Origin of the sequence: Xanthobacter nonsaccharivorans (assembly GCF_043194755.2) — a bacterium.
In the GTDB taxonomy this organism is placed as follows: domain Bacteria; phylum Pseudomonadota; class Alphaproteobacteria; order Rhizobiales; family Xanthobacteraceae; genus Xanthobacter; species Xanthobacter autotrophicus_G.
The window spans coordinates 3,905,384-3,919,072 of sequence record NZ_CM195526.1; the positions used below are offsets into that span (position 1 = coordinate 3,905,384).

15 protein-coding genes are annotated in these 13,689 nt (G+C 68.1%); 7 read left to right on the forward strand and 8 right to left on the reverse strand.

What is annotated here, in order from left to right; genetic code table 11:
• Window positions 1–13: 13 nt before the first annotated feature.
• The 5 genes from leuD to V5F59_RS17850 all read right to left on the reverse strand — a co-directional run bounded on the left by leuD (window position 14) and on the right by V5F59_RS17850 (window position 4,112).
• Window positions 14–619: a 3-isopropylmalate dehydratase small subunit gene (leuD, locus tag V5F59_RS17830; RefSeq protein ID WP_393976544.1), complete on the reverse strand. Its 606-nt coding sequence runs from the start codon at window positions 617–619 to the stop codon at window positions 14–16.
• A 192-nt stretch (window positions 620–811) separates the two neighbouring features.
• Window positions 812–1,360, reverse strand: a complete 549-nt coding sequence (locus tag V5F59_RS17835) for a cytochrome b (RefSeq protein WP_393976545.1) — start codon at window positions 1,358–1,360, stop codon at window positions 812–814.
• 81 nt (window positions 1,361–1,441) lie between these two features.
• Complete coding sequence (locus tag V5F59_RS17840) at window positions 1,442–1,873, reverse strand: metallopeptidase family protein (RefSeq protein WP_393976546.1); 432 nt, start codon at window positions 1,871–1,873, stop codon at window positions 1,442–1,444.
• Between the two features lie 562 nt (window positions 1,874–2,435).
• Entirely contained in the window at window positions 2,436–3,863 is a 1,428-nt protein-coding gene (gene leuC / locus V5F59_RS17845; RefSeq protein WP_393976547.1) for a 3-isopropylmalate dehydratase large subunit, read from the reverse strand.
• 78 nt (window positions 3,864–3,941) lie between these two features.
• A complete protein-coding gene (locus V5F59_RS17850; RefSeq protein ID WP_393976548.1) occupies window positions 3,942–4,112 on the reverse strand; it encodes a hypothetical protein in 171 nt (56 codons plus the stop codon).
• Between the two features lie 145 nt (window positions 4,113–4,257).
• On the opposite strand from V5F59_RS17850, the gene V5F59_RS17855 reads away from it, so the two are divergent.
• Window positions 4,258–4,974: an MgtC/SapB family protein gene (locus tag V5F59_RS17855; protein ID WP_393976549.1), complete on the forward strand. Its 717-nt coding sequence runs from the start codon at window positions 4,258–4,260 to the stop codon at window positions 4,972–4,974.
• A gap of 3 nt (window positions 4,975–4,977) precedes the next feature.
• Here V5F59_RS17855 and V5F59_RS17860 read toward each other — a convergent pair whose 3' ends face one another.
• Window positions 4,978–5,784, reverse strand: a complete 807-nt coding sequence (locus V5F59_RS17860) for a TrmH family RNA methyltransferase (protein WP_393976550.1) — start codon at window positions 5,782–5,784, stop codon at window positions 4,978–4,980.
• Window positions 5,781–6,848: a LacI family DNA-binding transcriptional regulator gene (locus V5F59_RS17865; protein ID WP_393976551.1), complete on the reverse strand. Its 1,068-nt coding sequence runs from the start codon at window positions 6,846–6,848 to the stop codon at window positions 5,781–5,783. Before V5F59_RS17865 ends, V5F59_RS17860 begins: the two co-directional genes overlap by 4 nt.
• A 120-nt stretch (window positions 6,849–6,968) precedes the next feature.
• Between V5F59_RS17865 and V5F59_RS17870 the strand changes: the two genes are divergently transcribed.
• The 4 genes from V5F59_RS17870 to V5F59_RS17885 all read left to right on the forward strand — a co-directional run bounded on the left by V5F59_RS17870 (window position 6,969) and on the right by V5F59_RS17885 (window position 11,071).
• The gene (locus V5F59_RS17870) at window positions 6,969–7,889 is read left to right on the forward strand and encodes an NAD(P)-binding domain-containing protein (protein WP_509211109.1); all 921 of its coding nucleotides are present in this window, start codon (window positions 6,969–6,971) and stop codon (window positions 7,887–7,889) included.
• A 115-nt stretch (window positions 7,890–8,004) separates the two neighbouring features.
• Entirely contained in the window at window positions 8,005–8,733 is a 729-nt protein-coding gene (locus V5F59_RS17875) for a hypothetical protein (RefSeq protein WP_393976552.1), read from the forward strand.
• A gap of 329 nt (window positions 8,734–9,062) precedes the next feature.
• Window positions 9,063–9,596: an Hsp20/alpha crystallin family protein gene (locus V5F59_RS17880; RefSeq protein ID WP_393976553.1), complete on the forward strand. Its 534-nt coding sequence runs from the start codon at window positions 9,063–9,065 to the stop codon at window positions 9,594–9,596.
• Window positions 9,597–9,925: 329 nt separating this feature from the next.
• Window positions 9,926–11,071 carry a site-specific DNA-methyltransferase gene (locus V5F59_RS17885; protein WP_393976554.1) on the forward strand — a complete coding sequence of 382 codons (1,146 nt, stop codon included), beginning with the start codon at window positions 9,926–9,928 and terminating at the stop codon, window positions 11,069–11,071.
• Between the two features lie 2 nt (window positions 11,072–11,073).
• Here V5F59_RS17885 and mutY read toward each other — a convergent pair whose 3' ends face one another.
• Complete coding sequence (gene mutY / locus V5F59_RS17890; RefSeq protein ID WP_393976555.1) at window positions 11,074–12,165, reverse strand: A/G-specific adenine glycosylase; 1,092 nt, start codon at window positions 12,163–12,165, stop codon at window positions 11,074–11,076.
• A 79-nt stretch (window positions 12,166–12,244) separates the two neighbouring features.
• On the opposite strand from mutY, the gene V5F59_RS17895 reads away from it, so the two are divergent.
• Both V5F59_RS17895 and V5F59_RS17900 read left to right on the forward strand, forming a co-directional pair.
• Window positions 12,245–12,748 carry a DUF721 domain-containing protein gene (locus V5F59_RS17895; RefSeq protein WP_393976556.1) on the forward strand — a complete coding sequence of 168 codons (504 nt, stop codon included), beginning with the start codon at window positions 12,245–12,247 and terminating at the stop codon, window positions 12,746–12,748.
• A 236-nt stretch (window positions 12,749–12,984) separates the two neighbouring features.
• Window positions 12,985–13,662, forward strand: coding sequence for a DsbA family protein (locus V5F59_RS17900; RefSeq protein ID WP_393976557.1), 678 nt, complete (start codon window positions 12,985–12,987; stop codon window positions 13,660–13,662).
• The last annotated feature ends 27 nt before the right edge of the window (window positions 13,663–13,689 follow it).

Consider the following 13,689-nt stretch of genomic DNA (forward strand, 5'->3'; position numbering starts at 1 on the left):
CCATCGCCCGGCTTCAGAGCCAGGGACGCTCGGCGCCCTTGGAGGCCTCGTAGGAGGCGATGGCCGGCGCCTTCTCCAGCGTGAGCCCGATGTCGTCGAGCCCTTCCAGCAGGCAGCGCTTGCGGAAGGGATCGATGTCGAACGTCACCACGCCGCCATCGGGACCTCGAATCTCCTGCGCCTCGAGATCCACCGTGAGCGTCGCATTGGCGCCGCGGTCGGCATCGTCGAACAGCTTGTCGAGGTCGTCCTTGGACACGACGATCGGCAGGATGCCGTTCTTGAAGCAGTTGTTGTAGAAAATGTCCGCGAAAGACGTGGAGATGACGCAGCGGATGCCGAAGTCGAGCAGTGCCCAGGGGGCATGCTCGCGGGAGGAGCCGCAGCCAAAATTATCGCCGGCCACCAGGATCTTGGCGTTCCTGTAGGCGCTCTGGTTGAGCACGAAGTCCGGGTTATCCGAGCCGTCGTCCTTGTAGCGCATCTCGGAGAACAGGCCCTTGCCGAGCCCGGTGCGCTGGATCGTCTTCAGATACTGCTTGGGGATGATCATGTCGGTATCGACATTGACCAGCTTCAGCGGCGCGGCGACGCCTTCGAGGACGGTGAACTTCTCCATGGGACCCTTCAGCTTTGGCGAGCCTGTCGTGGCGCCCGGCCTGCCAGTACGGCATCTCGCCCTTCGCGAACCGGAACGGCGATGCGGCTGGCGAGCGCTCGCCAGCCGCATCCAATGCATTTCATAACAGGCGCGTCCCGCCTTGCCCAGCAGGTGAAAGCCGGCAAAGCCTGTGGGAACCCCTCAGCGCGCTCACCGCTCCGGCAGCATGCGCTTCAGCACGTCGTCCTTCAGCACCACGTGGTGGATCACCGCCGCCGCGGCGTGCAGCAACGCCAGGATGACGAGGGCATTGGCCAGCAGCTCATGCACCTCCTGCACCTGCCGTGCGGCGGTCCGGTCCACGGCGATCGGCGAAGGGATGGTGAAGAGCGAGAAGAAGGACACTTCGTTGCCGCGCAGGAAGGACAAATAGATGCCCACGATCGGCGTCACGATCAGCAGCAGGTAGAGCAGGCCATGCGCCGCCTCGGAGGCGATCTTTACCGGGCGCGAAAGCGCGGTGGAGGCCGGGGGGGTGGCACCGAACACACGTGCCGGAATACGGATGGCCACCAGCGCCAGCACGAGGAGACCGACGGAGATGTGGGTCCACCAGATCCAGCCGCGCTCCGGGCTGCCACGCGGAAAGAACTGCTCCACATAGGTGATGCCGAAGACGACGATGATGGACAGCACGGTCAGCCAGTGCAGGGCGCGAAGGGGCGCGCCGTAGCGCGTAAGCGTCGGATCGATAGGCACTGCTCGACTCCTCTTGTTTTGATCCATTCTAAAGACCAGCTCCGCAGTCGGTCCAGCGATCCGGACACGGCTTCCCTGCGGTCAATTGGCTCGGTCCTCGACCTCGGCCATGTCGTCGTCGGACAAGCCGAAGTGATGGCCGATCTCGTGCACGAGCACATGGGTGACGAGATCCCCCAGCGTTTCCTCGTGCTCGGCCCAGTAATCGAGGATCGGTCGGCGATAGAGGAACACCATGTTCGGCATCTGGCCGGTCTGCGCCACCGCGCCCTGCTGGGCCCTGCCGATGCCCTGGAACAGGCCGAGCAGATCAAACGGTGTCTCCGCCCCAAGCTCGTCCAGCACGTCGTCGGTGGGGAAATCCTCGACCTTGATCACGATGCCGGCACACAGGGACCGGAAACGCTCCGGCAGGTCGGCGAACGCCTCCTCGGCGAGATGCGCCAGCTCATCGAGGCTCGGGGCGAGGCGATCATGCCAAGCGCTCCTGCCGCTTCCTGCACCCGCCGCCATGCCGCCTCCCCTTCCTGCCTACCGCTCACCGGCAGCCCTTATCCTACCGCATCGCAGCAAACCCATGACAAGACAGGCCGGAGCAAAGGGCCTCAGGCGCCAGACGTCACGGAGCCGTGACTTTCCTGAACACTTTCTGAACACAAGCATCAATCGGGGTTCAGAAGATGTTGGTTAAGGAACTCTTAATCGGCCTGCATCGTTAACCGTGCAGACCCCCACTTGGGAGAGTGGCCATGCTGCGGAAGCTTGCGGTCACCGGCGCGCTGGTGACAATCCTTGGAATTGCTGCGTTTTTCGCCCCCCATGAGGCAAGTGCCGCAACCGCGGGCGTTGTTTCGAGCCTGATCTTCTGATCCGGCCGTCAGACGGCAGGGGTTCTGCGCGCCGCCTGATCACGCGATTGTGAAGGATGGAACCAGCCTTTCAGCTGGCCTGCCTCCTTCCTGCAACAGGCATCGAACCGTCTTCGCACCCGCAAAAAAGGCGAAGGGCGCCACCGGGGTGGCACCCTCCTTCCTGATGGTACGGTCGTGCGCTGGCGTCCGCGCAGACGTCTATCTCACGCCTGCTTCGGCCAGTCGCGCACATCCACGAACCGGCCGGCGATGGCCGCTGCCGCCGCCATGGCCGGCGACACCAGGTGCGTGCGGCCCTTGAAGCCCTGGCGCCCTTCGAAATTGCGATTCGAGGTGGACGCGCAGCGCTGTTCCGGACTCAGCCGGTCCGCATTCATCGCCAGGCACATGGAGCAGCCAGGCTCCCGCCATTCAAAGCCAGCCTCCTTGAAGATCCGGTCCAGCCCTTCCGCCTCGGCCTGCTCCTTCACGAGGCCGGAGCCGGGAACAACCATGGCGGAGACGTTCGGATTTACCTTGTGGCCCTGGGCGATCGCCGCCGCCTGCCGCAGATCTTCGATGCGCCCGTTGGTGCAGGAGCCGATGAACACGCGGTCGAGGGCGATGTCGGTGATCTTCGTGCCGGCGGAAAGGCCCATGTAGCCCAGCGCCCGGATCTTCGCGGCGCGCCTGCCCTCGTCGGCGATCAGCTCCGGATCGGGCACCACGCCCTCCACCGAGATCACGTCCTCCGGGCTGGTGCCCCAGGAGACGATGGGCGGCAGGTTCGCGCCGTCGATGTGGATCTCGCGGTCGAAGTGCGCGCCCTCGTCCGAGCGCAGGGTCTGCCAGAACCGCACCGCGGCGTCCCAATCGGCCCCCTTCGGGGACTTCGGACGGCCCTTGAGGTATTCGAACGCCTTCTCGTCTGGCGCCACCAGACCGGCGCGGGCGCCGGCCTCGATGGACATGTTGCACACCGTCATCCGCCCTTCCATGGACAGGGAGGTGATGGCGTCCCCGGCATATTCGATCACATAGCCGGTGCCGCCTGCGGTGCCGATGGTGCCGATGATGGCGAGCACCACGTCCTTGGCGCCCACGCCCTCGGGCAGCGGCCCGGTGACGGTGACGCGCATGTTCTTCGCCTTCTTCTGGATCAGCGTCTGGGTGGCGAGCACATGCTCCACCTCGGACGTGCCGATGCCGTGGGCGAGCGCGCCGAACGCGCCGTGGGTGGAAGTGTGGCTGTCGCCGCAGACGATGGTGGTGCCGGGCAAGGTGAAGCCCTGCTCGGGGCCCACCACGTGGACGACGCCCTGGCGCTTGTCGAAGCCGTCGTAATACTCGACGCCGAACTCCTTCGTGTTCTCCGCCAGCGCCGCGATCTGGGCGACGCTCTCCGGGTCGGGGTTCGGCAGGGTGCGGTCGGTGGTGGGCACGTTGTGGTCGACCACGGCGAGGGTCTTGTGCGGCGCGCGCACCTTGCGGCCCGTCGCCCGCAGCCCCTCGAAGGCCTGCGGGCTCGTCACCTCATGCACCAGATGGCGGTCGATGTAGAGCAGGCAGGTGCCGTCGTCCTGGCGGGCGACCACGTGGTCGTCGAAGATCTTGTCGTAGAGGGTGCGGGGGCCGTTCGCGGGAGCGTTCATGGTGTCCTGTCCTGAGGAGAGGCCGGCGCGCGCGCAAGCGGCCGGACTGGTCTCGAAATGGCTTCGGTAAAGGGCGCGTCAGGCGCGAAGCTGGGCCGAGGCGGCCGTGGTGAAGCGGCCGAAGAAGCGGCCCGGCAGGCGCACGTGGTCCGGCACCGCCGCGAACTCCATCGTGGTGCGCGCGAACGGCCCGGCGGCGCAGAAGGCCACCCGGCTCAGGGTCTTGAGATGCACGCGCGCATGGGGCATGGCGAGGTTTTTAGCAGTTCCACGCTGCCGCGACAATCCGGCGCGCAAAGCTGTGAAAACGTCTTCACGCGCCTTTTTCCCTTGCCCGCAGTCCGCCGGCCGGCGAGGAAGGGCCCACAGCGAAGCATGACGGCGGGGATCTGGCGTGCGTTTCATCGCGACCTTCGATGCAGCATCCTTTCTCGACACGGTGGTGAGCCTTTTCGCCGCCTTCGTCCTCGGCACCCTCATCGGCGCGGAACGGCAGTATCGCCAGCGCACGGCGGGCCTGCGCACCAACGTGCTGGTGGCGGTGGGCTCCGCCGCCTTCGCCGACCTGGCCGCGCGCCTCGGTGGCCCCACCGACGCCATGCGCGTCGTCGCCAACGTGGTCACCGGCGTCGGCTTCCTCGGCGCCGGCGTGATCATGAAAGAAGGCCTCAACGTCCGCGGCCTCAATACCGCCGCCACCCTGTGGTGCTCGGCGGCCGTGGGCAGCTGCGCCGGAACGGACATGCTCGGCGAGGCGGTGCTGATCACCTTCATCATCATCGCCGGCAACACCATCCTGCGGCCCGTGGCCAATTTCATCGACCGGATCCCGCTGGACGAACGACACTCCGAAGTGAGCTATGAAGTCCGCCTCACGGTGGACACCCCCGCCCTGACCGCGCTGCGCGACAAGCTCATCGAAGCGCTGGAAGCGGCCAAGTACCCGGTCGGCGATGTGGAGGAGGAGCCGGGCCCCGACTATACGGCGGTCCTGGTGGCGAAGCTGGTGAGCACGGCAGTGAACGCAGCCGAGCTCGACGCCGTTACCGATCGGCTCGCCACCCTCCCCGGCGTGCGCCACGCCACCTGGGAGAGCAGCACGGAGGAATAGGCCTCACACCCCGGCGAGGTGATGGAGGACGATGCCGCTGGTGGTGGCGACGTTCAGGCTGTCGAAGCCCGTCGCCATGGGAATGGCCACGGTCCGCACGCGCGCCATCAGCTCCGGCGGCAGGCCCGGCCCCTCGGTGCCGAAGAGCGCGGCGACCCGGGGCGGGCGGGCAAGGTGGGAAAGCACCTCTTGCCCGGAGGGCGAGAGCGCCACCACCTCGAAGCCGCGTGCGCCGAGCAGCTCGAGCAGCATGCCGGCATTGGGCACCCGCACGAAGGGGACCACCAGGCTCGCGCCCACCGAGACGCGGATGGCCTTGCGATAGAGCGGATCGCAGCAGGCCACGTCGATGATCACCGCATCCGCCCCGAAAGCCGCGGCATTGCGGAAGATGCCACCCATATTGTCGTGATTGGTGAGGCCGAGCGCGACCACCACCAGCGCCCGCTCCCCCAGCGTATCGAGCAGCGCGGCCGGCTCCGGCAGCGCCCGCGCCGCGCCGAGGGCGAGGATGCCGCGGTGGATGGGGAAGCCGACCACCTCGTCCATCACCGCCTGGCTCGCCACATGGACGGGCACCTCCTCCGGCAGCGCGGCGATCACGTCGGAAAGACGCGCGGCCTGCGCCTGGGACAAAAGCAGCGAGAGGAGGCGATGCCCACCCGCCGTGCCGAGGCGGGAGGCGAGCAGGCGCAGCACCACCTCCCCCTCCGCCATGAAGCGCCCCTGCCGGCCCACGAGGTCGCGCTCGCGCACGTGGGCATAATCCGCAATGCGCGGGTCATCGGCATCGGTGACGGGCAGGATCATAAGGGCCGGCGCTTCACCGGCACCGGCGGGCAGGTGGTGGCGCGCACCACCAGCTCGGGCGACATCTCCACCCGTTCCATCGGACGGCCGGGATCGGCAATCCGCTTCAGGGCGAGATCGGCGGCGGCGCGGCCATATTCGGCGATGAAGGTGTGCACCGAGGTGAGGCCAGGGTGCCAGAGCTTGGCCTCGGCGATGTCGTCATAGCCCACCAGCGAGAAGTCCTTGCCCGGCGTGAGCCCGGCCGCGGACAGGCCCATGAGGGCGCCGAAGGCGGACAGGTCGTTGAAGCAGACGGCGGCCGTGGGCGGCTCCTCAAGCGCCAGCAGGCGGGCGAGCTGGCGGCGTCCCTCCTCCCTCAGGCCCGGCCCCTCCATGACGAGGGTGGGGTCGAAGGGGATGCCCGCCGCCGCAAGCCCCGCCTTGTAGCCCGCAAGGCGCTTGCGGCCGGTGGAGATGGCGCCATAGCCGCCCAGCATGCCGATGCGCCTATGGCCGAGCGCGACGAGGTGCGCCACTCCCAGCGCCACGCCGGTGCGATCGTCGGAGCCGGCGAAATCGAAGCCGGAGCCCTCGATCTCGCGCGTCACCTGCACCACGGCGATGCCGGTGGCGGCAAGCGCCTTCAAATCGTCCACCGTGGAAGAGGCGGCGGGCGAGACGAGAAAGGCATCGGGGCGGTATTCGGCCAGCGTGCCGAGGGTGCGCGCCTGGCGTGCCACATCTTCCTGGCTCACCCCCAGCAGCACCGTCTTGCCGGCCGCGGTGAGCGCCTCCTCCACCGCGGCGAGCAGCTCGGTGAAGGAGGGATTGACGATATCGTGCAGGCCCAGGGCGACGATATTGGTCCGCGCGGTGCGCAGCGCCGCCGCCCCGCGATTGGCCACGTAGCCGCGGGCGCGGGCCGCCTCCTGCACCTTGAGGCGTGTCGCCTCGGCCACCATGGGGCTGTCGCGCAGCGCGAGCGAGATGGTGGCGGTGGAGAGGCCCAGCTCCCGGGCAAGCCCCTGGAGCGTCACCTTGCCGAGAGGCACGTTGGCCTGAGCGGGAGTCGTCTCGTCCATGGGCATCCCTATAACCGGATCTGTCGCGCCTCGCGCCGTCCTTTTGTTCATGCTAAACGATTTAACGGAAGGTACCAACCGAAGACGACAATCAAACACATCAGGTTCGGGAGACGGACAATGACCAAGGCACGCGTGGGCTTCATCGGCGTCGGGCTGATGGGGCACGGCATGGCGAAGAACATCCTCGCCAAGGGCTTTCCCCTCGCCGTGATGGGCCATCGCAACCGCGCGCCGGTGGACGACCTCGTCGCCCGCGGCGCCACCGAGGTGAAGTCCCCCGCCGAAATGGCCGCCGCCTGCGACATCATCGTGCTGTGCGTCACCGGCGCGCCGCAGGTGAGCGAGGTGCTGCGCGGGGAGAAGGGCATTCTCTCCACGGCGAAGCCCGGCCTCCACATCATCGACACCTCCACCTCCGAGCCGACGCTCACCATGGCGCTTGCCGCCGAGCTGAAGGAGCGCGGCATCTTTTTCTGCGACGCCCCCCTGGGCGGCACGCCGGTGCAGGCGGAGGAAGGCACCCTTTCCGCCATGGTGGGCGCGGAGGATTCCGCTTTCGCCGTGGTGGAGCCGGCCATTGCCGCCTTCGCCAGCCGCATCGTCCGGGTGGGCGCGCCGGGGGCGGGGCACACCATGAAGCTCGTCAACAACTTCCTGTCGCTGGGCTATGGCGCCATCTATGCCGAGGCCCTCGCCATCGCCGCCAAGGCGGGAGTGACAGCGCCGGTGTTCGACAGCGTCATCCGCGGCGGGCGCATGGATTGCGGCTTCTACCAGACCTTCATGGGGTATGCGCTGGAGGGCAACGCCGAATCGCATCGCTTCACCATCACCAATGCCCACAAAGACATGCGCTACGTCACCAACCTTGCCACCAACACGGGCGCAGTGGCTTTCATCAGCGCCACGGTGAAGAACCTCTATGCCACCGCCGAGGGCCTCGGCGCCGGCGCGCAGAACGTGCCGCTGCTGGTGGACGTGATGGCCAGGATCAACGGCCTGCCGACGGTGCCGGAGCGCAAGGCGGCGGCGGAGTAGCGACAGCCGGCCGGGGCGCCGCGCTCCGGCACCGTGACCTTCCGGCCACGCTTGCGCCAGGGTTCGGCGCCCGCACGATCAATGGGCGCGCCGCCGGAACAAGCTCGGGGGAGCCATGGCACCGCGTCTTCCTGCAATGGCCGCCCTCGCAGCGATGGCCGGCCTGCTGCTCGCGCCGGCCCTCTCCCGGGCTGCTCCGGCCTTCGACAAGCCCCTCGACGTGAAGGAAGTGGCGCCGAAATCCGACAGCGAGTCGGAGATGGCGAAATGCACTTATTTCGTGGACCTCATGGTGCATGAGGTCTTCGACGGGCCCACGGCGAAAAAGCCGCGGATCGTCCCGGACAAGGCCGGCCCCTGCACCCTCGCGGTTCCCGCCGGCACCACGGTGGAGATGGAGGACATGATCCTCCAGGGCCGCAAGGGGCCTTTCCTGCTCTTCGCCTACGTGGATGCTCAGGGCGCAGCGGACTTCGCCATCGTGCAGGCGGAAACCGGCAAGGTGATCTTCAAGGATGCGATGGCCCTCGACCCCGACGCCCTTCGCATCGGCATCGAGAGCGGCGCCCTGAAGCTCGGCTACCTGCGCGGCATCAACGCGCCCTGCTCCATGCTCCAGAGCAACGCACGATGCTGGGCCAGCATCGTGATGGACGGGAAGATCCCGAAGGACATGGAGCGGCAGATTCCCGACGGGAAGATCTGCACCCCCGCCTACAAGGCCGCCGGGGCGCCGCGGGACAATCCGAGCATTCTCACCTATCCGCTCGATGTGCTGGTCTCGGCAGACGGCACGCAAAAGGAGCTTTCCCGCGGGAAGATAGGGTGCGTGCCGGCGCCCTGACGCGGATCCCCCACCTTCCCTGCACGCGGCTGCATCCTGCAACCTCGTCACTCGATGCAGGGCGCCCGGACTTGACGCACATCCGGACCCCGACCGCGCCACAGCGGCATCCCGGCCGCCTGCCCCTGCGCACCACGTGCCGCGAGCCGGCACAATGCCGACATCTTGCAGGCGCATGCAGAAAGAGCCGGTGCCGCATGCCAGCGGGCTGGCGCGTTGATCACGCTTCGACTTCCTGTGCGCGTGGCAAGCCCCACGCACGAGAGCCGATGAGACGCCGGCGGGCTTTCGCCTGCCGGTCGATTGTTTGCTTCGACATGGAGACGATCATGGCCGACATCCAGAAAGTACCCGTCAAGATCTCACCCAAGACGGCTGCGCCCACACCGCAGACGGCGATGCACTCGCCCTTCGATCACCTGCGGCGGGAAATCGACCAGGTGTTCGACAACTTCCGCGCCATGGGCTTTCCCTTCGCTCGCCGCGGCCTCGATCTCGACATGCCATGGCCACGCCTCGGCGCGCTCGCCCTCACCCCGGCCATGGACGTGGCGGAGCGGGCGAACGAATACGAGATCACGGCCGAGCTCCCGGGCATGGACGATAAGGACATCGAGCTGAAGCTCGCCAACGGGAACCTCACCATACGGGGCGAGAAGAAGGAGCAGCGGGAGGAAAAGGAGGGGGACTACTACCTCTCCGAGCGCCGCTACGGCTGCTTCACCCGCACCTTCAAGGTGCCGGAAGGGGTGGACGTGGACAAGGTGGAAGCCCGCTTCGCCAAAGGCGTCCTCACGGTGAAGCTGCCGAAGTCCGCCGAGGCCCAGAAGCAGGAGAAGAAGATCGAGATCAAGGCGGCGTAGAGGCCCCGGCCCTCACAGCCGGATCGAACAGAGGCCTGGGCTTTCTCGCAGGCGCAGGCCTCTGCGTGTTGGTCGGCTACACCGAAATGGCGTGCATTTCCCCCAGCGCCCTGATGAAGATCACGCCCGGCGGCACCCCTGTCAGGAATGAACAGGAAGTAAACCTGCTTCATTGACGTAACTGCATGCCGGGCGTCGCCCCTTCACCCGCCCTTAACCCCTTGCCGCCACACTGCGCCCTGTGAGTGAGCGTTGCGTAGGGTTGCGTCATGCGTAGTGTGGCCAAGGGGGCGGCTGGGCGGGCTGCGCGCCGGTTCGACGAGCGCCCGATGTATTCCCAGACCGCCCCCTTGGCGGCGAATTCCGGGCGGCCGGCCGACGTGCCGGCCCTGCCCCTCAACCAGGTGGTTCTCGGCGACAGCGTGCGCGAGATGGCCGCGCTGCCCCCCGGCAGCGTGGACCTCGTGTTCGCCGATCCGCCCTACAACCTCCAGCTCGGCGGCGAGCTGAAGCGGCCGGACGAAAGCCGCGTGGACGCGGTGGACGACGCCTGGGACCAGTTCGAGAGCTTCCAGGCGTATGATGCGTTCACCCGCGCCTGGCTCCTGGCCGCGCGGCGGGCGCTGAAGCCCAACGGCACGCTGTTCGTCATCGGCTCCTACCACAACATCTTCCGCGTCGGCGCGCTGATGCAGGATCTGGGCTTCTGGATCCTCAACGACATCATCTGGCGCAAGGCCAACCCCATGCCCAACTTCCGGGGCCGGCGCTTCACCAATGCGCACGAGACCCTGATCTGGGCCGCCCGCAGCGCGGACGCCAAATACACTTTCAATTACGAGGCGCTCAAGGCCGGCAACGACGACGTGCAGATGCGCTCGGACTGGCTGTTCCCCCTGTGCACCGGCCAGGAGCGGCTGAAGGACGCCGGGGGGCGCAAGCTCCACCCGACCCAGAAGCCCGAGGCGCTCATCGCCCGCATCCTGCTCTCGGCAACGAAGCCCGGCGACGTGGTGCTCGATCCCTTCTTCGGCTCCGGCACCACCGGCGCGGTGGCGAAGCGCCTGCGCCGTTCGTTCATCGGCATCGAGCGGGAAGAGGCCTATGCCGAGGCCGCCCGCACCCGCATCGACGCCATCGAGCCCTTGTCGGAAGAGGCCCTCGTCGCCCCGCCGAGCGCCCGGGAGGCGCCGCGCGTCGCCTTCTCCGCCTTGGTGGAGCGCGGGCTCGTCACGCCCGGCGCCGAGCTCACCGATGCCAAGGGCCGTTTCCGCGCCGTGGTACGCGCGGACGGCACCATCTCGCTGTCCGGCGGGCAGAATGTGGGCTCCATCCATCGCGTCGGGGCCCTCGCCCAGGGGGCGGAGGCCTGCAACGGCTGGACCTTCTGGCACGTGGAGCAGGAAGGCCGCCGCCACCCCATCGACGTGCTGCGCGCCCGCCTCCGGGCGGAGATGGGCATCGCGGCCGAATAGGCCTACTCGATCCCGCCCTGCGCCAGCACCTTGCGCATGACGGAGGGCAGCGCCTCCGCATCGAACCCTTCGGGCGCCACCCAGCGATGCCCGGCCGGCGCGGCGGCGCTCATCGGCAGGTCCGCGCGGAGCACGCGCAGCGTCAGCGCGAAATGGGTGAAGACGTGCTCCACCGCACCCGGCAGAAGCCGCCAGCGGGCCTTCAGCGGCGCGTGCTCTTCCGGAGCCTCCGGCTGCGGCCCCCAGGGGGTGGAGGGCACTTCCGTCATCTTCGCCAGAAGCCCCTTGTCGGGCCGGGTGCGCAGCAGCACCGCCCCGTCCGCCCGCACCGCGAGAAAGGCAACGCCGGCACGGCTCGGCTTCTCGCCCTTCGGCGCTTTCACCGGATAGCGCGCGGGATCACCTGCCGCACGGGCCACGCATGGCTCCATCCAGGGACACAGAGAGCAGGCGGGGGACTTGGGCGTGCAGATGGTGGCGCCAAGGTCCATCATCGCCTGGGCGAAATCGCCGGGACGCCGGGCGGGGGTGAGCGCGGCGGCGCTGGCCCTGATGGCCGCCTTGCCCTTGGGCAACGGTTCGTCCAGCGCATGGAGGCGAGACACCACGCGCTCGATATTGCCATCCACCGGGCTCGCTTTGAGGTCGAAGGCGATGGCGGCAATGGCGGCGGCCGTATAGGGCCCGATGCCGGGCAGATCGAGCAACGCCGCCTCGTCCTGCGGGAAGTGCCCGCCGTGGCGCGCGACCACCGCCTTGGCGCAGGCATGCAGGTTGCGGGCCCGCGCGTAATAGCCGAGCCCGGCCCAGGCGGAGAGCACCTCCTCCAGCGGCGCGTCCGCAAGGTGCGCCACCGTGGGCCAGCGGGCGAGGAAGGCGGAGAAATAAGGCCCCACCGCCTTCACCGTCGTCTGCTGCAGCATGATCTCCGACAGGAAGACATGATACGGGTCCGCCCGGCGACCCGGCTCCGCCCGCCAGGGCAGACGGCGGCGGTGGCGATCATACCAGGCGAGCAGGGCCTCGGGATCGGGACGGGAAGCGTGTCCGGCGACGGACCTTGCGGCGGCGGGGCGGGCGGGGGACAATGACATGCGGCCAAGGTGGCCGTCCGAGCGTGCGACGACAAGGGGCCACGCTCCGCCTCTTAAGCGAGAATTCGATTCCCACACCGTGAAACAGCCCAATTTCAAGCCCCGCCGCGCCTCGGGTCCCCGCCCCCTCGCCGATTATGCGGCGCCGGTGATCAGCGATGCCTGCGGCAAGGCCGGATTCTCGGTGGTGGAAGTCGTGACCCACTGGGACGAGATCGTCGGGCCGGACCTTGCCCCGCGCTGCGTGCCCCTGCGCCTGCAGTGGCCGAAGGAGGAAGGCGCCGCTGCGACCCTCATGGTGCGGGTGGAAGGGGCCTACGCCATCGAGCTGCAATATGCCGCGGGCATCGTGGTGGAGCGCATCAACGCCTATTTCGGCTGGCGCTGCGTCGAGCGCCTCGCCCTCCGGCAGGGGCCGGTGCCACAACGTTACGCCCGCCCCACCCTGCCGCCACCGCCGGACAGCTCCAGCGTCGCCAGCGTGCGGGCCGAAATCGGCACGTTCGAGGACGAAGAACTGGCCACGTCCCTCGCCCGGCTCGGAGCCCTCGTGCGGCGCGAGCGGGGCGGCACACGCCGCTAGGGCGCGAGCCGCCCGGCGGCGCGAAGCTGACCAAGCTGTGATCGGGCAGGCGTTTGCCGCCATATCCTCGACATGCTAGAGCGCGAAACATCTCACGGCGCGTGCCATACGGCCGTCCTTGTTCCCGAACTTCGTCCTCGCGTGCCCCGCCCCTCTACTGTCCCGACGCTGCAACGGATTAGGTGATGCGACCCACAAGGCTCCCGCCTGCACCGACGGACCTTCCGGAGACGACCATGATTATCGACCGCCGCCGCTTCCTGGCCGGAGCCGGCCTCGCCGCCCTGATCGCCGGGCTGGGCCTGCCCCTCTCCCTCGACCGGGCCGCGGCGCAATCGGCCGATCAGGTCAAGCTCCTCGCGCCGGCGGCCAGCCCGCTGCCGGAGAAGGCGCTCGGCAGCCCCACCGCGCCGGTCACCGTCATCGAGTACGCCTCCATGACGTGCAGCCACTGCGCGCATTTCCACACCACCACCTTCCCCGAGCTGAAGAAGAAGTACATCGACACGGGCAAGGTGCGGTTCATCTTCCGCGAGTTCCCGTTCGACGACGTGGCGGTGGCGGCCTTCATGCTCGCCCGCTGCCTGCCGGACGACAAGTATTATCCCATGGTCTCGGTGCTGTTCGAGCGCCAGCTCTCCTTCGTCCGTGCCAGCGCGTCCGATCCCTCGGACAAGGCGTTCCAGGGCCTGCTCGCCATCGCCCGCCAGGCCGGCATGAGCCAGGCCGAGTTCGAGAAATGCCTGACCGACAAGGACCTCGCCAAGAAGGTGCAGGAAAGCGCCGCTTATGCCTCGACGCAGCTGGGCGTGAACTCCACCCCCACCTTCTTCATCAACGGCAAGAAAGAGTCCGGCGCCATGCCCATCGAGTGGTGGGACAAGCAGCTGGAGCCCCTTCTCGCCGGCAAGTGAGCGGCCTGGTGAGCGGCCTGGCCGTTC